Origin of the sequence: Streptomyces sp. NPDC007917 (genome assembly GCF_042959105.1) — a bacterium.
Taxonomy (GTDB): domain Bacteria; phylum Actinomycetota; class Actinomycetes; order Streptomycetales; family Streptomycetaceae; genus Streptomyces.
On record NZ_JBIBKK010000013.1, the window covers coordinates 24,667 to 45,503 of the forward strand.

The 20,837-nt window shown below is 72.0% G+C and carries 19 protein-coding genes and 2 tRNA genes; 12 read left to right on the forward strand and 9 right to left on the reverse strand.

The features are described 5' to 3' along the window. The first annotated feature begins 89 nt into the window (after positions 1-89). From ACFZDL_RS25365 to ACFZDL_RS25375, 3 genes are read left to right on the forward strand one after another with little or no spacing between them, the layout of a single operon-like run. The gene (locus ACFZDL_RS25365) at positions 90-1,718 is read left to right on the forward strand and encodes a TerD family protein (protein ID WP_353592448.1); all 1,629 of its coding nucleotides are present in this window, start codon (positions 90-92) and stop codon (positions 1,716-1,718) included. Between the two features lie 10 nt (positions 1,719-1,728). Then, entirely contained in the window at positions 1,729-2,412 is a 684-nt protein-coding gene (locus ACFZDL_RS25370; RefSeq protein WP_353592449.1) for an AIM24 family protein, read from the forward strand. 17 nt (positions 2,413-2,429) lie between these two features. Next, positions 2,430-3,188 (forward strand): AIM24 family protein, encoded by a 759-nt coding sequence (locus ACFZDL_RS25375; RefSeq protein ID WP_353592450.1) that lies wholly within the window; start codon positions 2,430-2,432, stop codon positions 3,186-3,188. A gap of 118 nt (positions 3,189-3,306) precedes the next feature. On the opposite strand, the gene ACFZDL_RS25380 is transcribed toward ACFZDL_RS25375, so the two are convergent. Then, complete coding sequence (locus ACFZDL_RS25380; RefSeq protein ID WP_353592451.1) at positions 3,307-3,834, reverse strand: NUDIX hydrolase; 528 nt, start codon at positions 3,832-3,834, stop codon at positions 3,307-3,309. Then, positions 3,831-5,291: a zinc-dependent metalloprotease gene (locus ACFZDL_RS25385; protein ID WP_353592452.1), complete on the reverse strand. Its 1,461-nt coding sequence runs from the start codon at positions 5,289-5,291 to the stop codon at positions 3,831-3,833. Before ACFZDL_RS25385 ends, ACFZDL_RS25380 begins: the two co-directional genes overlap by 4 nt. 190 nt (positions 5,292-5,481) lie before the next feature. Between ACFZDL_RS25385 and ACFZDL_RS25390 the strand changes: the two genes are divergently transcribed. The 4 genes from ACFZDL_RS25390 to ACFZDL_RS25405 all read left to right on the forward strand — a co-directional run bounded on the left by ACFZDL_RS25390 (position 5,482) and on the right by ACFZDL_RS25405 (position 8,709). After that, positions 5,482-6,591, forward strand: a complete 1,110-nt coding sequence (locus ACFZDL_RS25390) for an SDR family oxidoreductase (protein WP_353592453.1) — start codon at positions 5,482-5,484, stop codon at positions 6,589-6,591. A 63-nt stretch (positions 6,592-6,654) separates the two neighbouring features. Then, entirely contained in the window at positions 6,655-7,113 is a 459-nt protein-coding gene (locus ACFZDL_RS25395) for a molybdenum cofactor biosynthesis protein MoaE (RefSeq protein WP_353592454.1), read from the forward strand. A 271-nt stretch (positions 7,114-7,384) separates the two neighbouring features. Beyond that, entirely contained in the window at positions 7,385-7,555 is a 171-nt protein-coding gene (locus ACFZDL_RS25400; RefSeq protein ID WP_179284916.1) for a hypothetical protein, read from the forward strand. Between the two features lie 65 nt (positions 7,556-7,620). Then, positions 7,621-8,709 (forward strand): PDZ domain-containing protein, encoded by a 1,089-nt coding sequence (locus tag ACFZDL_RS25405; RefSeq protein WP_353592455.1) that lies wholly within the window; start codon positions 7,621-7,623, stop codon positions 8,707-8,709. Positions 8,710-8,931: 222 nt separating this feature from the next. Here the strand turns inward: ACFZDL_RS25405 and ACFZDL_RS25410 are convergent, their stop codons facing one another. Next, on the reverse strand, positions 8,932-9,498 hold the full coding sequence (locus ACFZDL_RS25410) for a PPA1309 family protein (RefSeq protein ID WP_353592456.1): 567 nt from the start codon (positions 9,496-9,498) through the stop codon (positions 8,932-8,934). Positions 9,499-9,631: 133 nt separating this feature from the next. Between ACFZDL_RS25410 and ACFZDL_RS25415 the strand changes: the two genes are divergently transcribed. The 4 genes from ACFZDL_RS25415 to ACFZDL_RS25430 all read left to right on the forward strand — a co-directional run bounded on the left by ACFZDL_RS25415 (position 9,632) and on the right by ACFZDL_RS25430 (position 14,911). Beyond that, on the forward strand, positions 9,632-12,628 hold the full coding sequence (locus tag ACFZDL_RS25415; protein WP_353592664.1) for a UPF0182 family protein: 2,997 nt from the start codon (positions 9,632-9,634) through the stop codon (positions 12,626-12,628). A gap of 75 nt (positions 12,629-12,703) precedes the next feature. Then, a tRNA-Met gene (locus ACFZDL_RS25420) sits at positions 12,704-12,777 on the forward strand. A gap of 183 nt (positions 12,778-12,960) precedes the next feature. Further along, positions 12,961-14,766 (forward strand): tetratricopeptide repeat protein, encoded by a 1,806-nt coding sequence (locus tag ACFZDL_RS25425; protein WP_353592457.1) that lies wholly within the window; start codon positions 12,961-12,963, stop codon positions 14,764-14,766. 68 nt (positions 14,767-14,834) lie between these two features. Continuing rightward, positions 14,835-14,911 (forward strand) — tRNA-Met (locus tag ACFZDL_RS25430). Positions 14,912-14,991: 80 nt separating this feature from the next. Here the strand turns inward: ACFZDL_RS25430 and ACFZDL_RS25435 are convergent. The 3 genes from ACFZDL_RS25435 to hisN form a co-directional block, all read right to left on the reverse strand. After that, positions 14,992-15,408: a Fur family transcriptional regulator gene (locus ACFZDL_RS25435; protein ID WP_353592458.1), complete on the reverse strand. Its 417-nt coding sequence runs from the start codon at positions 15,406-15,408 to the stop codon at positions 14,992-14,994. A gap of 118 nt (positions 15,409-15,526) precedes the next feature. Beyond that, entirely contained in the window at positions 15,527-15,928 is a 402-nt protein-coding gene (locus tag ACFZDL_RS25440) for a CBS domain-containing protein (RefSeq protein WP_353592665.1), read from the reverse strand. Between the two features lie 288 nt (positions 15,929-16,216). Beyond that, complete coding sequence (hisN, locus tag ACFZDL_RS25445; RefSeq protein ID WP_353592459.1) at positions 16,217-17,011, reverse strand: histidinol-phosphatase; 795 nt, start codon at positions 17,009-17,011, stop codon at positions 16,217-16,219. A gap of 155 nt (positions 17,012-17,166) precedes the next feature. Between hisN and ACFZDL_RS25450 the strand changes: the two genes are divergently transcribed. Then, positions 17,167-17,754 (forward strand): TetR family transcriptional regulator, encoded by a 588-nt coding sequence (locus tag ACFZDL_RS25450; protein ID WP_353592460.1) that lies wholly within the window; start codon positions 17,167-17,169, stop codon positions 17,752-17,754. A gap of 18 nt (positions 17,755-17,772) precedes the next feature. Here the strand turns inward: ACFZDL_RS25450 and ACFZDL_RS25455 are convergent, their stop codons facing one another. From ACFZDL_RS25455 to aroA, 3 genes are all read right to left on the reverse strand, one after another. Next, positions 17,773-18,096, reverse strand: coding sequence for a multidrug efflux SMR transporter (locus ACFZDL_RS25455; protein WP_138913911.1), 324 nt, complete (start codon positions 18,094-18,096; stop codon positions 17,773-17,775). A gap of 276 nt (positions 18,097-18,372) precedes the next feature. Next, complete coding sequence (gene rsgA, locus ACFZDL_RS25460) at positions 18,373-19,380, reverse strand: ribosome small subunit-dependent GTPase A (protein ID WP_353592461.1); 1,008 nt, start codon at positions 19,378-19,380, stop codon at positions 18,373-18,375. A gap of 12 nt (positions 19,381-19,392) precedes the next feature. Next, positions 19,393-20,769: a 3-phosphoshikimate 1-carboxyvinyltransferase gene (gene aroA, locus ACFZDL_RS25465; protein WP_353592462.1), complete on the reverse strand. Its 1,377-nt coding sequence runs from the start codon at positions 20,767-20,769 to the stop codon at positions 19,393-19,395. Positions 20,770-20,837: the final 68 nt, after the last annotated feature.

A 20,837-nucleotide genomic window follows, 5' to 3' on the forward strand; every position in this document is an offset into this window, starting at 1 on the left:
GCTCCCCGGCGTCGCTCCTTCTCAGCGGCAGCGGTTAGCCTGGCGCGCAATGCATTCTCCGCTATCGGGATGGGGGACGGTCGTTACGTATGGCCAGGGAATTCCAACGCGGCCACAAGGCCAAGCTCAGTGATCTGACGGCGGGGAGGGACCTGTACGTCGGCGTGCAGATCGCCGGTCCCGGTCTGACCTTCGACATCAGTTGCTTCGGCCTCGACGCGGACGAGCGGCTCTCCGACGACCGCTACTTCATCTTCTTCAACCAGCCCAAGTCCCCCGAGGAAGCGATTCAGCAGCTCGGGCCGCAGGCCGGGGACACCGAGTCGTTCCGCGTCACCCTCGACGGCATCCCGTCCCACATCCACAAGCTCTCCTTCACCGCGACCATCGACGGCGCGGGCCAGATGTCCCAGGTCGGCCCCGGCTACATCCGGGTCGTCGCGGGCGGCGAGGAGGTCGTCCGGTACTCCTTCACCGGGGCGGAGTTCAGCACCGAGCGCGCCGTGATGCTGGGCGACTTCTACCTCAAGGACGTGTGGCGGTTCGCCGCGGTCGGCCAGGGCTTCGACGGCGGCCTCGACGCGCTGCTCAAGAACTTCGGCGGCGAGGTCGCGGAGGAGGAGCCCGCACCCGCCCCCGCCCAGGGCGCGGCCCCCGGCTTCGCGCCGCCCGGCCAGGCCGCCCCCGCCCCGGGGTTCGCGCCCCCGGCGGGCGGGGCCCCCGCCGCGCCGCAGCCCGCCCCGGACTTCGGCCCGCCGCAGCCCGCGCCCCAGGCCCCGCAGCCCGCGCCCGCGCAGGGCTTCGCGCCGCCGCCCGGCAGCACGCCCCCTCCGGCGGCCCCGCCGCAGGTGCACGCGGCGCCGACCATCGCCGCGCCGATCACGCCCCCCGGTCAGGTGCCGCCCCCGGGCCAGCCCGGCCAGTTCCCTGGCCAGCAGCCGCAGTTCGGCCAGGCCCCGGGCCAGGCGCCCCCGGCCCCGTACGGCCAGCCCGCCCCGTATCCAGGAGCCCAGCCCGGCCAGCCCGGTCCGTACGGTCAGCCGCAGGGCGCCGCCGCCCCCGGTGTCCAGGCCGCGCTCGCCAAGTACCGCGAGGCGCCCACCGGCCAGCGCTGGACGCCGCAGAACCCGCGGCTCATCCGGGCCGACCTGGGCGTCGGCGGTCAGCCGATCCTGGCCCGCCAGGGCACGATGGTGCTCTACCAGGGCAAGGTCGACTTCAGCTACAAGGGCGCCGGTTTCCGCGGCCGGATCGTCGGCAACGCGACCGGCCAGGAGATGCAGCTGATGCGCTGCTCCGGCCAGGGCCAGGTCTTCCTCGCGGAGAACGCCGCCGAACTTCACCCGATCGAGCTCCAGGGCGACGCCATCTGTGTGTCCGCCGAGAGCGTGCTCGCCTTCGACGAGGGGCTGCACCATGAGGTGCGCCGGATCGAGGGCCACGGGATTCCCGGCGGCGCGCTGTTCACCATGCAGTTCCAGGGCACCGGAACCGTGATCGTGAAGACCCTGGGCACGCCCGTCGTACTGCCGGTCACCCCCACGACCTTCGCCGACGCCAATGCCATTGTCGCCTGGTCCGCCGCCTCGCAGGTGATCATCTCCAGCCAGGTGCGGCTGCGCCGCAACGCCTACCCCGGCCACAGCGGGGAGACCGTGAACCTCCAGTTCCGCGGTGCGCCCGGCAACTTCATCGTCGTCCAGCCCTACGAGGTCTAAAGGGACCGCCATGGACCAGCAACTGATCACCGGTTACGCCCCGGCCCCGGTCTCCGCCCGCATGGAGAACCACGGCAGCAGCATGCTCAAGGTCGCCATGCAGAGCGGCCAGGACCTCTACGCCCGCACCGGCTCGATGGTCGCGTACGAGGGCTTCGTCCAGTACGAGCCCAACCCGCCCGCGGTGCGTCAGATGGCCTCCCAGTGGCTCACCGGGGAGGGCGCCCCGCTCATGAAGTGCAGCGGCGACGGCCTGCTCTATCTCGCCGACTACGGCGCGGACGTCGTCTGCGTCAACCTCAACGGCGACTCGCTGTCGGTCAACGGGACCAATCTGCTCGCCTTCGACGCCCACCTCCAGTGGGGCGTCGAGCGGGTCAAGGGCATCGCCAAGTTCGCCGGGCAGGGCCTGTTCAACGTGGGCGTCTCCGGCACCGGCTGGGTCGCCCTGACCTCCCGGGGCACCCCCATCGTCGTCGACTGCGGCCGCGGCGAGGACGAGACGTACGTGGACCCGGACGCGCTCGTCGCCTGGTCCACCAACCTCAAGGTGAAGGGGAAGCGCAGCTTCAAAGCGTCGTCCCTGATCGGCCGGGGCAGCGGCGAGGCCTACCAGCTCGGCTTCTCCGGGCAGGGCTTCGTCGTCGTCCAGCCCAGCGAGGACAGCACTGACCGGCTCCGGGCGCGGGGCTGAGGGGGAGCGAAGACATCATGCAGAGCCCGCTTTTCGGCCTCACCGAGAACCAGACCCAGGACCGCTACGCGCTGCAGAACCCGCAGCTGCTGCGGGTCTCCCTCGAAGGCCACCAGGACGTACTGGCCCGCAAGGGCACGATGGTCGCCTACCAGGGGCTGATCGAGTTCGACGGCGAATACCAGACGCAGGGGCAGCGGCGCGCCCGGGCCCGCACCGGGGAGGCGCTGGACCTGATGCGCTGCTCCGGTCAGGGCACGGTCTACCTGGCCAACCTCGCCCAGCACGTCCACGTCGTGGACGTGGACCACGAGGGGCTGACCGTCGACAGCGCCTATGTGCTCGCGCTCGACTCCACCCTGCACTGGGAGTCGATCGCGGTGGACAGCCAGTACGGCATCTCCGGCTCGGGGAAGTACAACCTCAACATCTCCGGCCGGGGCAAGGTGGCCCTGATGACCTCGGGCCAGCCGCTCATGCTGCAGGTCACCCCCGACAAGTACGTCAACGTGGACGCGGACGCCATCGTCGCCTGGTCCACCTCGCTGCGGGTCCAGATGCAGGCGCAGACGCACTCCAGCGGAGTGTGGCGGCGCCGCGGCAACACGGGGGAGGGCTGGGAGCTCAGCTTCCTCGGCCAGGGCTATGCGCTGGTGCAGCCCAGCGAGCTGCTGCCGCCGCAGAACGCGGTGATCGGCAGCGGGGCGGCCGCTCAGTTCGGCATGGGCCAGCAGGGTGCCCGCGGGCAGAACCAGGGCAACATCTTCAGCAACTGACGGCAGCGGCCAACGGCGGTGCCGGACGGCAGTGCCGGACGGCGGCGGCTGACGCCCCGGGCACGGCGGCCCGGGGCTCGCCGTTACCCGTGGGGCTTGCCGTACCCGCGCGCCTCCCTCACATCAGCGCGCGGGTACGGGTCACCAGGCGGCGCACCGACTCGTCGGCCACGCCCGCCACCTCGTCATAGCCGAACCAGCGCAGGTCCAGCGACTCCTCGCTGATCGCCGCCACCGCGTCCCGCGGGGCCAGCGCCGCGTACTGCACATCCAGGTGCCAGGCGCACGGCGTCAGATGGCGGTCGAGCTTCACCGGGCCGGCCGGCAGCAGCGTCAGCCCCTCGATGCCTGACTCCTCGGTGGCCTCGCGCAGCGCCGCGTCCGCCAGGGTGGCGTCCCCGGGCTCGCAGTGGCCGCCCATCTGGAGCCACATCTTCAGCTTGCGGTGGAGCGTCAGCAGGACGCGCCCCCGGGACGGGTCGATCACCAGCGCGCTGGCGGTGATGTGGCCGTCCTGGCAGGCCTTCCACATCCCGTCCGGATACGCGGCCAGATGGTCGCCGTACGCCAGCCGCAGCCGCTCCTGCCCGTCGTCGGGCGCGGACCACTCGCGCAGCACCCGCGCCGCGTCCTCGTGCAGGCTCACCGGCCGCTCTCGCCCTTGCCGCCGTCTTCCCCGCCGCCCTTGCCGTCGTCCTCGCCGTCCTGAGCGCCGCCGGTGCCCTTCTCGCCGCCGGTGCCCTTTTCGCCGCCCGCGGCCTCGCCGAGCATCTTGTCCAGCTCGGAGAAGTCCAGCTGCTCGCGGTGGACGAAGCCGTCCGGGTCGTCCAGGTCCTCGGCCGTCGGCAGCATGTCGGGGTGGGCCCACAGCCCGTCGCGCCCGTCAAGGCCGCGGGCGTCGGTCAGCGAGGCCCACAGCCGCGAGGCGTCGCGCAGCCGCCGCGGCCGCAGCTCCAGGCCGATCAGCGTGGCGAAGGTCTGTTCGGCGGGGCCGCCGCTCGCCCGGCGGCGCCGCAGCGTCTCGCGCAGCGCGTCGGCCGACGGCAGATGGGGCGCCGCGGCGGCGTGCACCACCGCGTCCACCCAGCCCTCGACGAGCGCCAGAGCGGTCTCCAGACGGGCCAGCGCGGCCTTCTGGGCCGGGGTGTCCTCCGGCTGGAACATGCCCTGCTGCAGGGCCTCCTGCAGCTGCTCGGGGTGGGTCGGGTCGAGCTGGCCGACCGCGTCCTCCAGCTTCGCGGTGTCGACCTTGATGCCCCGGGCGTACCCCTCGACCGCGCCGAACAGATGCGAGCGCAGCCACGGCACATGCGAGAACAGCCGCTGATGGGCGGCCTCGCGCAGCGCCAGGTACAGCCGGACCTCGTCCTCGGGGACGCCGAGCCCGGAGCCGAACGCCGCGATGTTGACCGGGAGCAGCGCCGCCTTGCCCGCGGGCCCCAGCGGCAGCCCGATGTCCGTGGAGCCGACGACCTCGCCGGCCAGCACGCCCACCGCCTGCCCGATCTGGGTGCCGAACATCGCGCCGCCCATGGAGCGCATCATCCCGAGCAGCGGGCCCGCCATGGCCTGCATCTCCTCGGGGAGCACGTCGCCCATGGCCGCGCCGACCCGCTCGGCGACCGGGTCCACCAGGTCCTTCCACACCGGCAGCGTGGCCTCGACCCATTCGGCGCGGCTCCAGGCCACGGCGGTGCCCGAGCCCGAGGGCAGCGAGGTGACGCCGTCCAGCCACAGGTCGGCCAGGCGCAGGGCCTCCTGGACCGCCGCGCGCTCGGCCGGGCCCACGCTCGCGTCCTTGGTGCCGTCCGCGGTGCCGCGCGCCACCGTCTGCCGGGCGATGTCCTTGGCCATGTCCCAGTTCACCGGGCCGCCCTCGTACGAGAGCATCTGGCCCAGCTGCTGGAAGGCCGCGCCCAGGTCGCTCGGGTTCAGTGACCCGAACATCGCGGCGAACGGGTTCTCCCCGCCGCCACCGCCCGCGCCGAACCCGAACGGATTCGCGGGGCCCTGACTGCCGCCGTGGCCGCCCTTCTGCTTGCCGTCGTCGCCGTCCTCCGGCTCCTCCGGCGGGAGGCCGAATCCGAATGGGGTGTCACTCACGGGTTCCCTCGGCTCGTAGGGCCGCCGGCCGGGCCGGCGGCGAATGCCCTTGCATCACCACCCAGCCTAGACACCTCGCCGGTTTGCGGGCTCAGTGCTTCGCTGATAGCGGGCCTGCGGCAGGATGGACGTCACCTGGTACGTATGCGTCAGTGCGCTGCGTACTGAAGACAACCGCTGGAGACGCCCGGTGAGTTCCCCAGACCGAGAAGTTCGCGCAGCGCGAAACGATCCGCCGCGCACCGCACGACGCCCTGTCGTCGCGGTCACCGGCGCCGCGTCGGGCGCCGGAGCCCTGCTCACGCAGCGGCTCGCCGAATCCGACGAGACCAAGCACGTCCTGGCCATCGACGAGCGCCGCGGCGATGTGACCGAGGCGCAGTGGCACGTCCTGGACGTGCGCGACCCTGCCATCGCCGACAAGCTGCGGGGGGCCGACGTCGTCGTCCACCTCGCCGTCGACCTCGACCTGGGCACCGACCCGGCCGCCCGTACGGCCTACAACGTGCGCGGCACCCAGACCGTCCTGACCGCCGCCGCGGCCGCCGGGGTGCGCCGCGTGGTGCTGTGCACCTCTGCGATGGTCTACGGGGCGCTGCCCGACAACGATGTGCCGCTCGCCGAGGACGCGGAGCTGCGCGCCACGGCGGAGGCCACAGGCGTCGGGGACCTGCTGGAGATCGAACGGCTCGCCCAGCGCGCGCCGAGGGCACACCCCGGCCTGAACGTCACCGTCGTACGCCCCGCCATCCTGGTCGGCGGCACGGACACCGCGCTCACCCGCTACTTCGAGTCGCCGCGCCTCCTGGTGGTCGCCGGCTCCCGGCCCACCTGGCAGTTCTGCCATGTCGAGGACCTGGTCGGCGCGCTGGAGTACGCCGCCCTGGAGAAGGTCGAGGGCGAGCTGGCCGTCGGCTGCGACGGCTGGCTGGAGCAGGAGGAGGTCGAGGAGCTGTCCGGCATCCGGCGCATGGAGCTGCCCTCGGCGGTCGCGCTCGGCGCGGCGTCCCGGCTGCACCGGCTGGGCCTGACCCCCTCCCCGGCGGGCGACCTGGCGTACACGATGCACCCCTGGGCGGTCAGCGGCAGCAGGCTGCACGAGGCGGGCTGGCGTCCGCGCTGGACGAACGAGGAGGTCCTCGCCGAGCTGCTGGAGGAGGTCTCCGGCCGCCACACGGTCGCCGGGCGGCGGCTCGGACGCAAGGACGCCACGACGCTGGGCGCCGCGGGCGCGACGGTGGCTCTGGTGGGCACCGCGGCGATCGTCCGCCGCGCCCGTAAGGCGCGCCGCAGGGCGTGAGCGGAAACCGTGTTCCGGGATCCGGCATTCCATGGCGTGGGCGCGTGGGGCACGATGGGGCGCATGGGACGTAGGTACGACCATCCGGGCGAGCTGGCGGCCGCCGATCCGATCCGCCTGCTCGCGATCCGTGACACCCCCCTGTCCGTCGACGAGGTGTTCGGGGCGGTCGGCGACCCCGCCGCGGGGGGCACCGCGCTGTTCGTCGGCACCGTGCGCGACCACGACGGGGGCGCCGACGTGGGTGCCCTCGGCTACTCCGCCCACCCCACCGCGGAGGCGGAGCTGCGCCGTGTGGCCGAGAAGGTGGCGGCGGACTTCCCGGTGCGGGCGCTCGCCGCGGTGCACCGGGTCGGGGACCTCGCGGTCGGGGACCTGGCCGTGGTCGTGGCCGTGGCCTGCCCGCACCGCGCCGAGGCCTTCGCGGCCTGCCGCCGCCTGATCGACGACCTCAAGAGCGAGGTCCCGATCTGGAAGCACCAGACCTTCGCGGACGGGACAGAAGAATGGGTGGGCGCGTAGCGCCTCGTTGAGGGGTGGCGGTCGGGCGACGGGAGGGCGGGTGGGCGCGTAGCGCCTCGTTGAGGGGTGGCGGTCGGGCGACGGGAGGGCGGGTGGGCGCCTAGGGCAGATGGGCGCGTAGCGCAAGGGGAGCGGGGCGGGCGGGGGGATATGTACCCCGGAAGGGTGTACTCCGATTGCGTAACCCGCACCCTGCCCTGAGCGTTGACCTGGCGGAGGATTAATCTGCTCATCTGTCAGTCGCGGTTGTGTCAGGGGATGGGAGGCCGCCGTGGGTGTGCTTCTGTGGTTGCTCATTCCGGTTCTGGCCGCGTTGGCCGCCGTGCTCTATACCGCCTGGGCCTCGCGTACCCGCAAGACCGGGGATGTCGCCGAGCTCGCCGGGTATGCGCGGTTTCGTGAGGCGATGGAGCGCGCGCATTCCGATTCGGATGCTGCCTAGTCGTCGTCGGCTCGTACGGACGGCCCGGGCGGTGGACTGACGGGCGTGTCCCGTACTGTCGTTCCATGCCACGCCGCACCGCGACGATGCTCGCCTCCCTTCTGACGCTGATCGCGCTGCTCTGCGCCGGGGCGCTGATCCCGGTGCCGTACGCGGAGATGTCGCCTGGCCCGACCTACAACACCCTGGGCTCCCACAAGGGCGAGTGCGTGCTGCAGATCTCCGGGCACAAGGGGTGCGCGACCACCGGCGGGCACCTGAACATGACGACGGTGCGCGTCACCGGCTCCGAGTACAAGATGAACCTCGTCGAGGCCGTCTACGGCTGGCTGGCACACGACGACGTGGTGGTGCCGCACAGCACCCTCTACCCGGACGACAAGACGCCGGACGAGGTGAACCAGGAGAACGCCGAGGAGTTCACCCAGTCCCAGGAGAGCGCCAAGGTGGCGGCGCTCAGGCAGTTGGGCAAGCGGGTCGACTCCCACGTCATCGTGGGTGTCGTGCAGCGGGACAAGCCGGCCCAGGGCCGGCTGCACGCGGGCGATGTGATCAAGGAGGTGGACGGCTCGGCGGTGCGCGCCCCTGAGGACGTCGCCAAGCTGATCACCAAGCACAAGCCCGGCGAGAAGGTGACCTTCTCGATCGTCCCGGCCAAGGACGCGGCCGCCGCGGAGAAGAAGAACCAGCAGCCCACGGCGCGGAAGTCGGTCACCGTCACCACCGAGAAGGCGGAGGACGGCCGGGCGATCGTCGGCATCCAGGCCGGGGTCGACTACACCTTCCCGCTGAAGATCGACATCAAGCTGGCCGACGTGGGCGGGCCGAGCGCCGGGCTGATGTTCGCGCTGGGGATCGTGGACAGGCTGTCGCCGGGCGACCTGACCGGCGGGAAGTTCATCGCGGGCACGGGCACCATCGACGACAGGGGCGTCGTCGGTCCGATCGGCGGGATCCAGATGAAGACCATCGGGGCGCGGGACGCGGGCGCGGAGTACTTCCTCACGCCCCAGGAGAACTGTGCGGCGGCCGCGGAGGACACGCCCGACGGCCTCACGCTGGTCAAGGTGCACACCCTCAAGGGGGCGGTGAAGGCCCTGAAGCAGATCCGCGAGGGGGACACCGCCGCGCTGCCCAAGTGCACGAAGAGCTGAACCGCACCAGGAGCTGAGCGGCGGCCCCCGCGGACCGGCCCCCGGCGGACCGGCCCCGGCGACCGCGCGCCGCCAGGGAGCCGCCGTCGGGGCGATGCCGCGGGGCCGCCGCCCCGCGGGCGGTCACCGCTGGACGCGCAGGCCAGGCGCCGGGCGCGGCCACCACCGGCCAGGCGCGGCCGTCGCCTGCCGGGCGCGCAGGCCAGGCGCCGGGCGCGGACCTCAGTCGGCGAAGGTGGCGGCCAGCGCCTCGGCCAGCCCCGGCACCAGATCGGCGCCGGTGAGCACGTCGGTGGGCGAGTCCTTCTCGCGCAGCCGCACCGCCGCCTCGCGCCCCCCGTCCCGCAGCACCGCGACCGTCATACGGACCTCCTGGCGCTCGGGATGGGCCGCGACCCATGCCGTCAGCTGCTTCTCGTCCAGGCCCTCGGGCATGGAGCCCTCGGCGGACGGCGGGAGCATCAGCCGCTCGACGGTCAGCGCGCAGCCGGCCACCGCGTCGGGCCAGGCGATGGTGGCCAGGAACTCGTCCAGGGGGGTGTCGGCGGGCAGCTCGTCCTGTTCGATGGGGGTGAGCGAGGCGGCGGGGGCGCTTTCGGTCTCCTCGTCGAGCCCGAGCTGGGCGGCGAGGCCCGGCTCCTGGGCGCGCAGCCGCGCGGTGTCGACGAGGGCGAAGAGGCGGGCCGGGCGGTCCCAGCCGAGCCCGGCGGCGTACTCGTCGATCTCGAGGACGGCACGGGTCAGCGGATTGGCGGCCAGCGGCCCGGAGGCGGGGGGAACGTTCGACATGGGTCATATCGTGCCCTGATCGGACCCGGAAACGGGAACTGAGTAAAGCCTGAGTAAGTTGCTCCATTGGGTCCTACTGCCCGGACCCGCTCAGTCGACAGCGAACTTCGAGGTGCGCACCTTGGCTTTCCAGATGCCGGACCGCGGCGGAGGCCCGACAGGGCCGCGGATCAGAGTCGGCCGACCGTCCCGGCGAGTCCGGACCCTGCTCATGACCCTGGGTGTGCTGGCCGTGCTGGCCATGCTCTTCGTCATGTTCGCCGGGTACTGGACCGACTGGCTCTGGTACCGCTCGGTCCACTACTCCTCGGTCTTCACCACCACCCTGTGGACCAAGATCGGGCTGTTCTTCGTCTTCGGCTTCCTGATGGCCCTGGCCGTCGGGATCAACATCTGGCTGGCGCACCGGCTGCGGCCGCCGCTGAGCGCGATGTCGCTGGAGCAGCAGAGCCTGGACCGTTACCGCATGGGCATCGCCCCCTACAAGAAGTGGGTGCTGCTGGCGGTCACCGTGCTGGTCGGGCTGATCGCGGGCGCGTCCGCGTCCGGCCAGTGGCGGACGTGGCTGCTGTGGGTCAACGGGGTGCCGTTCCACCAGTACGATCCGCAGTTCCACAAGGACGTCGCGTTCTACGCCTTCGATCTGCCCTGGTACCGCTTCCTGCTGAGCTTCGGCTTCGCGGCGACGGTGCTCTCGCTGGTCGCCGCCGCGCTGGTGCACTACCTCTACGGGGGGCTGCGCGTCACCAGCCCGGGCGCCCGCGCGACCGGCGCGGCCACCGGCCATCTGTCGGTGCTGCTGGGCGTTTTCGTCTCCCTCAAGGCCGTGGCGTACTGGCTCGACCGGTACGGCCTGGCGGTGAAGTCGAGCGATTTCAAGGCGACGAGCAACTGGACGGGTCTGCGCTATGTGGACGCCCACGCCTATCTGCCCGCGAAGACGATCCTCTTCTGCATCGCGGCGATCTGCGCGGTGCTGTTCTTCGCGACGCTGTGGCGGCGCACCTGGCAGCTGCCCGTCATCGGCTTCGGCCTGATGGTGCTCTCGGCGATCCTGATCGGCGGGCTCTACCCGGCGATCGTGCAGAAGTTCCAGGTCCAGCCCAACGAGCAGGCCAAGGAAGCGCCGTACATCGAGAAGAACATCGAGGCCACGCGCAAGGCGTACGGCCTCGACGACTCCGAGGTGACGGACTACGAGGGCGAGGCGTCCAAGAACGCGGACCGCAAGCAGCTGCGTGCCGAGGCCGACACCACGGCGAGCCTGCGGCTGCTCGATCCGAACGTGGTCTCCCCGACCTTCCAGCAGCTCCAGAAGGTCAAGGACTACTACAGCTTCCCCCACACCCTGGACGTGGACCGCTACAAGACCCCGGACGGCAAGGAACAGGACACCGTCATCGGTCTGCGCGAGCTGAACGCGAGCGGCATCCCCGAACACAACTGGATCAACGACCACTTCAAGTACACCCACGGGTACGGCGCGGTCGCGGCCAAGGGCACCACGACGTCCACGACGCGGCGCGGCGCCCCGGACTTCATCGAGGAGGACCTGCCCGCCAGGGGCCAGCTCCCGGAGTACGAGCAGCGGATCTACTACGGCGAGAAGACCACCCAGTACTCGATCGTCGGCGGTCCGCAGAAGGAGCTGGACTACTCCAGCCGCAAGGGTGAGAAGACCTACCGGTACCAGGGCGACAGCGGCGTCAAGCTGTCCAACCCGATCACCCGTGCCGCGTACGCGCTGACCTTCAGTGAGCCCCAGATCCTGTACTCCGGGGCCATAGGGGACGGTTCGCGGATCCTCTACAACCGCACGCCCAAGGAGCGCGTCGAGGCGGTCGCCCCGTGGCTGACCATCGACGGCGACGCCTATCCGGCGGTGGTCGACGGCCGGATCAAGTGGATAGTCGACGCCTACACGACGACGAACGGGTATCCGTACGCGTCGCGTACGACGTTGGGCGACACGACCGCGGACTCGCTCAACGACCAAGACGGCGAGCGGTCGGTCGTCGCCCAGCAGAACAACGTCAACTACATCCGGAACTCGGTCAAGGCGACCGTCGACGCCTACGACGGCAAGGTCACGCTCTACGAGTGGGACACCAAGGACCCGGTGCTGAAGACCTGGAAGAAGGCGTTTCCGGGCACGGTCAAGCCCAAGAGCGCGATCAGCGACAGCCTGATGGAGCATCTGCGCTATCCGCAGGACCTGTTCAAGGTGCAGCGCGAACTGCTCACCCGCTACCACGTCACCAACCCGGTGACGTTCTACAGCGGCAGTGAGGTGTGGCAGGTGCCGGACGACCCGACCAACAAGGGCAACTCGGTCCCGCCGTACTACCTGAGCATGAAGATGCCGGACCAGAAGAAGCAGACGTTCTCGCTGACGACGACGCTCACCCCCAAGGGCCGGGACAACCTCGGCGCGTTCGTGGCGGTGGACGCGGACTCGGAGAGCGACAGCTACGGCAAGATCAGAATCCTGAAGCTGCCGTCCGACACCGGTGTGCCAGGTCCACAGTTGGTGCAGGCCAACTTCAACTCCGATGACAAGATCGCCAATACGCTCAACATCCTCAAGAGGGGCGATTCGGAGATCGAGTACGGCAATCTGCTGACGGTCCCCCTCGGGGGCGGCCTGCTGTACGTCGAGCCGGTCTATCTGCGCGGCGCCAGTACGGACCTGCCGCTGCTGCGGCAGGTGCTGGTCAGCTACGGGAACAAGACCGCCCTTGAGAGCTCGCTCAGCAAGGCGCTGGACGTGGTCTTCGATCAGAGCGAACCATCGGACTCGACGGACGACGGCCAGGACAACGGCGGCGGTGGCGGTGGCGGTGACGACACGGCCAAGCCACCGGCCGGTGACGCCACGGTCGAGCAGGCCCTGAAGGATGCCGCGAAGGCCTACCAGGACGCCCAGGACGCGCTCAAGAAGGACCCGCAGGACTGGACGGCCTACGGCAAGGCCCAGAAGGCCCTGAAGGACGCGCTGGACCGGGCCGCCAAGGCCGAGGCGGAGGCCGCCAAGAAGCAGGGCCAGAGCCAGGGCGCCGGGCAGCAGGACCAGAAGCAGGGTCAATCCGCCGACAAGGCCGACGACAAGGCGAGAAGAGAGGACACCTGAGGAAGCCGGGGCGCCGCTCGGGCGAACACCCGAGCGGCGGCCACTCCGCGCCGTGGTAACGTAGAGGCACAACGACGCGGGGTGGAGCAGCTCGGTAGCTCGCTGGGCTCATAACCCAGAGGTCGCAGGTTCAAATCCTGTCCCCGCTACTGACAGACGAGGCCCGGATCCGAAAGGATCCGGGCCTCGTCGTGTGTCCAGCGGGATGTCCACCCAAAGAATCGCGATACAAGCGTTTGGGTTGTCTCTCTGTGGGCATGTCGACAAAACGCTGAAGTGACCTCACCGGCTGCGGTATACCAAGGTGTACCCGGGTTGCAGGTGATGCCACGATGGAATTTATGGGGGACAGGGTCAGTCTGTTGGAGACAGGGCGTTTTGCGCATCCGCACGACGGTGCCGAGGACGAGGAAGAGACCCGGCACCGCCGGGCCGCCGAGTCCGGCGACATCGCGTCGATGAGCGCCCTGGGCTCGCTGCTGCTGCGCCGCGGCGATCTCGACGGTGCCGAGCCGCATCTGCGCGCGGCCACCGCGGCGGGGGACCGCGCCGCGGCCAACAACCTCGGTGTCCTCCTCCACCAGCGCGGCTACGCGGACGAGGCGGCCGGCTGGTGGCGCGTCGCCGCAGTCGCCGGGTCCGCCGCCGCGGCCCACGCCCTCGGCCGCCACCACCGCGAGCGCGGCGACGAGCCGGCCGCCGAGTACTGGCTGCGCCAGTCCGCCGAGTCCGGGCACGCCCTGGGCGCGTACGCCCTCGCGGACCTGCTCGAGCACCGCAGCGACATCGGCGCCGAGCGCTGGTTCCGGTCCGCCGCCGAGCGCGGCCACCGCGAGGCCTCGTACCGCCTCGCCCGCATCCTCGACAAGCGCGAGGACGAGGCCGCCAGAGGGCGCGCCGGTCCCGGCGCCGAGTCGGAGGCCGAGCAGTGGTACCGGCAGGCCGCCGCGCGCGGCCACCGCCGGGCCGCCCTCCACCTCGGCACGCTCCTGGAGAAGCGCGGCGAGATCAAGGAAGCGGGCCGCTGGTACCTGACGTCCGCCAAGGACGGCGAGGCCCGCGCCGCCTGCGCGCTCGGCTTCCTGCTGCGTGACGCGGGCGACACCGACAGCGCCGCTGTCTGGTGGCACCGCGCCGCCCAGGACGGCGACGGCAACGCGGCCAACGCGCTGGGCGCCCTGCACGCCGACCGCGGCGAGACACAGACCGCCGAGCGCTGGTACCGCGCCGCCCTGGACGCCGGGGACATCAACGGCGCCTACAACCTGGGGCTGCTCTGCGCCGAGCAGGGCCGCGCCGCCCAGGCCGAGCAGTGGTACCGCCGCGCCGCCTACGCCGGGCACCGCGAGGCCGCCAACGCCGTGGCCGTGATGCTGCTGCAGCGCGGCGACGCGGCCGGCGCCGAGCCGTGGTTCTCCAAGGCCGCCGAGGCCGGCAGCGTGGACGCCGCGTTCAACCTGGGCATCCTGCACGCCGGCCGGGGCGAGGAGCGGGCCGCCCAGCAGTGGTACGAGCGGGCCGCCGCCGCCGGGCACACCGAGGCGGCGCTCCAGGTCGGCATTGCCCTGCTGCGCGAGGGCGACGGCCGCGAGGCCGAGCGCCATCTGCGCTGCGCTGCCGGGGGCGGCAGCGCGGAGGCCGCCTTCCGGCTGGGCGCGCTGCTGGACCGGCCGTCCGCCGACGGGGGAGCGCCGCGCGGGTCCCTGGGGCGCGCCGAGACGGAGCCGGCCGTGCCCGAATACCCCGAATACGAAGAGTGGTACGAGCGCGCCGCCCGCCAGGGCCACCGCCGCGCCCAGGTGCGCATGGGCATGCTCGCGGCCGCACGGGGCGATGTGGTGGAGGCCGCCCGCTGGTACCGCGAGGCCGCCGAGGCGGGCAGCAGCAACGGCGCCTTCAACCTGGGTCTGCTGCTCGCCCGTGAGGGCAGCGAGCCGGAGGCGGCCCTGTGGTGGACCCGCGCCGCCGAGGCCGGCCACGGCCGCGCCGCGCTGCGCCTGGCCCTGCTCGCGGCCCGCCGCGGCGCCCTGTCCGAGGGCCAGCGCTGGTGCGCCCGCGCGGTCGAGCTGGGCCCCGCGGAGGTGGCCGAGCGCGCGGCCCGGCTGCGCGACGCCCTGCAGCAGGAGCTCACGGCGTAACCCCGCCGGCCCCTCTCCCCGCGATTTGCCCCAGCCGTCGCCGTGTGGCTACTATTGCGTCACATCGACGCGGGGTGGAGCAGCTCGGTAGCTCGCTGGGCTCATAACCCAGAGGTCGCAGGTTCAAATCCTGTCCCCGCTACCAAGGCGAAGGGCCCGGATCCTCAAGGATCCGGGCCCTTCGTGTCGCGCCCGTGTGCCGGGACCGGGCGGCCGCCCGAGGGCTTATGCGGCCGCGCAGTCGGGGCACAGTCCGCGGTAGGTGACCTCGACCTCCGAGACCGTGAAACCGAAGCGCTCCTCCGCCGGGAGGTCGGCCAGCGGATCGCCGGAGGGGTGGACATCGCGGATGGTGCCGCACCGCGCGCAGATCAGGTGCTGATGCGCGTGGTGGGCGTTCGGGTCGTAGCGCTTGGCCCGGCCGTCCGTGCTGACCTCGAGCACCTCGCCGAGCGAGACCAGCTCCCCGAGGGTGTTGTACACCGTCGCGCGCGAGATCTCCGGCAGACGGGCGGCCGCGAGGGCGTGTACCTCATCGGCGGTGTAGTGCACATGCTCCCCGTCGAGGACCTCGGCGACGACACGTCGCTGGGCCGTCAGCCGCCAGCCGCGTCCCCGGAGCCGTTCCAGCAGGTCACTCATGCCATTCACCTATCAGTCAGATAAGGCAAGAGTAGCAGCGGACCGGTCCATGGCCAGATCTCGTATCACTCTCCAGTGGTTCTCGACTTAGACACCGTCCAAGCCGGGAGGGCCGGAGTCACCCCGCCAGGGCGGGAGCCGGCTGTCGTGCGCCGGTCCAGCAGCGGATGATGTCGCGCACCGACACCACGCCCACCGGATCGCCCGCCTCCAGGACGATCAGATGGCGGAAGCCGCCGTGGGACATCGCGCGCGCCGCCTCGTCGAGCGTCCACCCCGGGGCGGCGAAGACGACGTCGGAGGTGGTGTGGGCATGGGCTCGTTCGCGGTCCGGGTCCTGGCCCGCGCCCAGCGAGTTGAGGACGTCGCGCTCGGTCAGGATGCCGAGCCCGCTGGTATCGGGGTCCAGCACGACCGCCGAGCCGACGCGTCGCGCGGACATCAGCCGGGCGGCCTGGCGGAGGGTGTGGGCGGGGCCGATGGTGAGGACCAGTGGGCTCATGGCGTCGCGGACGAGCATGGGTGGGGACATGGTCGTGCCACCTCCTTGGTGAATCCTTACTGCGGGGGCCGCGTGCACTGCGGGAACTGCGTGCGCTGCGGGACTGGGGGCGCTGCGGGAACTGCGTGCGCTGCGAACACCGTGGCGCCGCGCGGGGATGCGGAGCTGCACAAGTTCACAAGCGCGCGGATTCACATGTTCACATGGGGGTGCGGGTGACTACAAGAGGCGTGCGGAAGCCGATCTGCCGCTTGACGCGCCCCCGTACCCCCTGACGCACGAGCCGGTCCGGGGCCCCGACGGCCCCTAGCCGCCCAGGTAGTTCAGCAGTTCGCCGTGCAGCAGCCCGTTCGACGCCGCCGCGTCCCCGCTGAGCGGCCCCGGCACCCCGTCGAGCCCCGTGAAGCGGCCGCCCGCCTCCTGGACGATGATCGCGTTCGCCGCCATGTCCCACAGCGACAGCTCCGGTTCGGCGCACAGGTCCACCGACCCCTCGGCGACCATCATGTACGGCCAGAAGTCGCCGTAGCCACGCGTCCGCCAGCAGGCCCGGGTCAGCTCGAGGAAGCCGTCCAGCCTGCCGCGCTCCTCCCAGCCGCTGAGCGAGGAGTACGCGAACGACGCGTCCTCCAGCCGCGCCACCCGCGACACCGCCAGCCGGCTCGCGGACGACAGGCTCCGGCCCGTGTACGCCCCCAGCCCCTCGGCCGCCCACCAGCGGCGGCCGAGCGCCGGCGCCGACACCACCCCGACCACCGGCCGGTCGCCGCCCTCGCCGCGCTCCATGAGCGCGATCAGGGTGGCCCAGACCGGCACCCCGCGCACATAGTTCTTGGTGCCGTCGATCGGGTCCACGACCCAGCGGCGCGGACCGCTGCCCTCGCTGCCGAACTCCTCGCCCAGCACCGCGTCCCGCGGCCGGGCGCGCTGCAGGGAGGTGCGGATCAGCTCCTCGGCCGCCTTGTCGGCCTCGCTGACCGGCGTCATATCGGGTTTCGTCTCGACCTTGAGGTCGAGCGCCTTGAATCGCTCCATGGTGGTGGCGTCGGCGGTATCGGCGAGTACATGGGCGAAACGCAGGTCATCGTGGTAGTCGGGCATGGCCGAACAGTATCGACAGGGAATCGGCCGATCCACACGACCACGGCCGGACGGGGGCGCCGGGGGCGTACGCCGTGGCTATTGACACCACCTGGCGGTGCGTCAATTCTGTCCGCACGTGCCGCCCGATGGGACGGATGGCCTGGGAGGCGACGATGCCCGCAGCACGTGAATCCTTACTCGACGCGGCCTTCACCGCGCTCGCCGACCGCCCCTGGGCGGTGGTCCGCATGGTCGATGTGGCCGTGGCGGCCGGGGTCTCGCGGCAGACGCTCTACAACGAGTTCGGCAGCAAGGACGGGCTCGCGCGCGCTCTGGTGCGCCGCGAGGCCGAGGCGTATCTGACCGGCGTGGAACGGGCGCTGTCCGGAGCGACCGGCGCCGCCGGCCCGAACGAGCGGCTGGCCGCCGCGGCCGGCTGGACCGTACGGGCGGCGGCCGCGAACCCCCTGGTGCGAGCGGTGCTCACCGGCTGCTGGGACGAACGGCTGCCCTCGCCGGCCCGCGCCGGAGTCCTCTCGGCGCGGCGCCCGGGCACCCTGGACCCGCCGCCCTCGCCCGTCGAGCTCCTGGGGCAGATCAGGGACCGCGCGGTGCGCCTGCTGGCGGGCGTCTGGCCGCAGGGCGGGGCCGCGGAACTGACCCGGGCCTGCGAGACGGCCGTGCGCCTGGCGCTGTCGTACGTGGTCGCGCCCGTGTCGGAGGAGGAGGTGGAGAGCCTGGTGCGCGGGGCGTTGGCCTGAACGAGGCCCGGAGCGGGCCTAGTGCGCCGAACCGGAGAGCTGGAGCCCGATCACGCCGACGATCACCAGCGTGATGGAGATGATCTTGAGCGTGGAGACCAGGTCGCCGAGGAAGACCATGCCGTAGATCGCGGTCCCGGCCGCGCCGATGCCCGTCCACACCGCGTACGCCGGGCCCACGTCCAGCTTCTTCAAAGAGAGCGTCAGCAGGCCGAAGCTGCCCAGCGCGAAGGCGCAGAAGGCGATGGTGGGCCAGAGTCTGGTGAAGCCGTGCGAGAGCTTGAGACAGACGGCGAAGCCCGTTTCGAGAAGCCCGGCGACCACGACCAGCAGCCACGCCATCGAATCTCCTCTACGCTTGGCGCGGAGCGCCACCACTTGGCTACACTGTGTATCGCACCGTCAAAAGGTGCCGGTCAGGGCTTGGCCGTCATGAGGCTGCCGTGGCGGCCGAGTGAGAAGCCCCCTCCTGCGGGAGGGGGAGGAGTCACACTGAGTCCTCCCGTGCTGTTGTCGAGGACTGTTGTTCCGCTCGCCTGGAGTTGCCCCGGGTAGCCCCGGTGTGAATATCCATTTACCTTCCGTGGCGGGCGGTAAACGTCGGATCGGCGGGCGGGGTCAGTCCCCTTCCCGCCGCTCCCGCGTGGCCAGCAGCCGCCGCAGGGAGTAGAGCCGGGCCGGATCGGCGTGGCCGTCGGCGACCCACTGGTCCAGCGCGCAGTCCGGCTCGTCGTGGCTGCAGGCGCGCGGACAGCCCTCGGTGCCCGGCTCCAGGTCCGGGAAGGCGTGGATGACCCGCGCGGGGTCCACATGGTGCAGCCCGAAGGACCGTACGCCCGGAGTGTCGATCACCCAGCCGTCGCCGCCGGGCAGCGGCAGCGCGAGCGCGGAGGTGGTGGTGTGACGGCCGCGGCCGGTGACCGCGTTGACCCGGCCGGTGGCCCGTTTGTGCTCCGGCACCAGGGCGTTGACCAGGGTCGTCTTGCCGACGCCCGAATGCCCGAAGAAGACCGTGACCTTGTCCGTGAGCAGCTCGCGCACCCGGTCGGCCGCGTCTCCGTCGGCGAGTTCCTCGCGGTTGGTGACGACGTAGGGGACGCCGAGCGGCCCGTAGGCCTCCAGGAGGGGGGCCGCCGGGGCGAGGTCGGACTTGGTCAGGACCAGCAGCGGGGACAGCCCGGCGTCGAAGGCGGCGACCAGACAGCGGTCGATCAGCCGCGGGCGCGGCTCGGGGTCGGCGAGCGCGGTGACGATGGCCAGTTGGTCGGCGTTGGCGACGACCACCCGCTCGAACGGGTCGTCGTCATCCGCGGTACGGCGCAGCACCGACGAGCGCTCCTCGACCCGTACGATCCGCGCGAGGGTGTCCTTGGCGCCCGACAGGTCCCCGACCACCGCGACCCGGTCCCCGACCACCACGCCCTTGCGGCCCAGCTCGCGGGCCTTCATGGCGATGATCGTGCGGTCCTCGACCAGGACCGTCAGCCGGCCGCGGTCGACGGTCAGCACAAAGCCCTCGGCGGCGTCCTCGTGCTTGGGGCGGATGCTGGTGCGGGGGCGGTTGCCCCTGCGGTTGGGGCGGACCCGGACGTCGTCCTCGTCGGTGTGCTTGCCGTAGCGGCGCATGGCGGGGGCGCCTCAGGCTCTCCGCGCGGGGGCCGTCGCCGCGTCGAGCATGCCGGTCCACAGCCCGGGGAAGTCGGGCAGGGTCTTGGCCGTGGTGCCCACGTTCTCGATCTGTACGCCCGTAACGACCAGGCCGATGACCGCGCCCGCGGTGGCCAGCCGGTGGTCCTCGTAGGTGTGGAAGACCCCGCCGTGCAGCGGGCGTGGGCGGATGCGCAGCCCGTCGGCGGTCTCGGTGACATCGCCGCCGAGCTCGTTGATCTCCTTGGCCAGGGCCGCGAGCCGGTCGGTCTCGTGCAGCCGCAGATGCGCGATGCCGTGCAGCGAGGACTCGGAGTCGGCCAGCGCCGCCACCGCCGCGATCACCGGGGTGAGCTCGCCCACCTCGTGCAGATCGGCGTCGATGCCGGTGATCCGGCCGCTGCCGGTGAAGGTCAGTCCGGCGTCGGTGAGCTCGCAGGAGCCGCCCATGTCGGTGAAGATCCGGCGCAGCGAGTCGCCGGGCTGGGTGGTGCGCTCCGGCCAGTCAGGGATCGTCACCCGGCCGCCGGTGACCAGGGCCGCCGCCAGGAACGGCGCCGCGTTGGACAGGTCGGGCTCGACCACCAGGTCGCGGCCCAGCAGGGCGCTGGGCGACACCCGCCACACGTTCGGCTCGCCGCCCGCCTCCGGGGCGTCCACGGCCGCGCCCGCGGCCCGCAGCATGTCGACCGTCATCCGGATGTGCGGCAGCGAGGGCAGCGCGGCGCCCACGTGGCGCACCTCGACGCCCTGGTTGAAGCGCGGCGCGGACAGCAGCAGCGCGCTGACGAACTGCGACGAGGAGGAGGCGTCGATGCGCACCGGGCCGCCGTCCAGCGCCCCGCCGCCGTGCACGGTCATCGGCAGCGCGCCGCGGCCGTCGTCGTCGATCCGGGCGCCGAGCGCGCGCAGGGCGTCGATCACACCGTGCAGCGGGCGCTCGTGCGAGCGCGGGTCGCCGTCGAACCGCACCGGGCCGTCGGCCAGCGCCGCGACCGGCGGCAGGAAGCGCATCACCGTGCCGGCGTTGCCGACGTCGACCGTGGCCGGGCCGTGCAGGCCCGCCGGGATGACCCGCCAGGCCTCTCCGCCGCCCTCGGAGCCCGGCGCGCCCTGAGAGCCGTCGGACACGGTCTCCTCGATGCCCACGCCCAGGGCGCGCAGCGCCTCGGCCATCAAAAGGGTGTCGCGGGAGCGCAGCGGGCGGCGCAGCCAGCCAGGCTCGGCGGCGAGCGCGGCCAGGATCAGGCCGCGGTTGGTGACCGACTTGGATCCGGGCACGGTGACGGTCGCGTCGACCGCTCCGTCGGCGAGCGGAGCGGGCCAGTGGGCGGCGTACGCGCCCGAGGGGGTCTCAATGCCGGTCATGGCTCTCACTTTAGTGGCTCGCCGAGAGTGGGATTCCTGATCAAAAACGGCGAAACCCAGTCGAAACA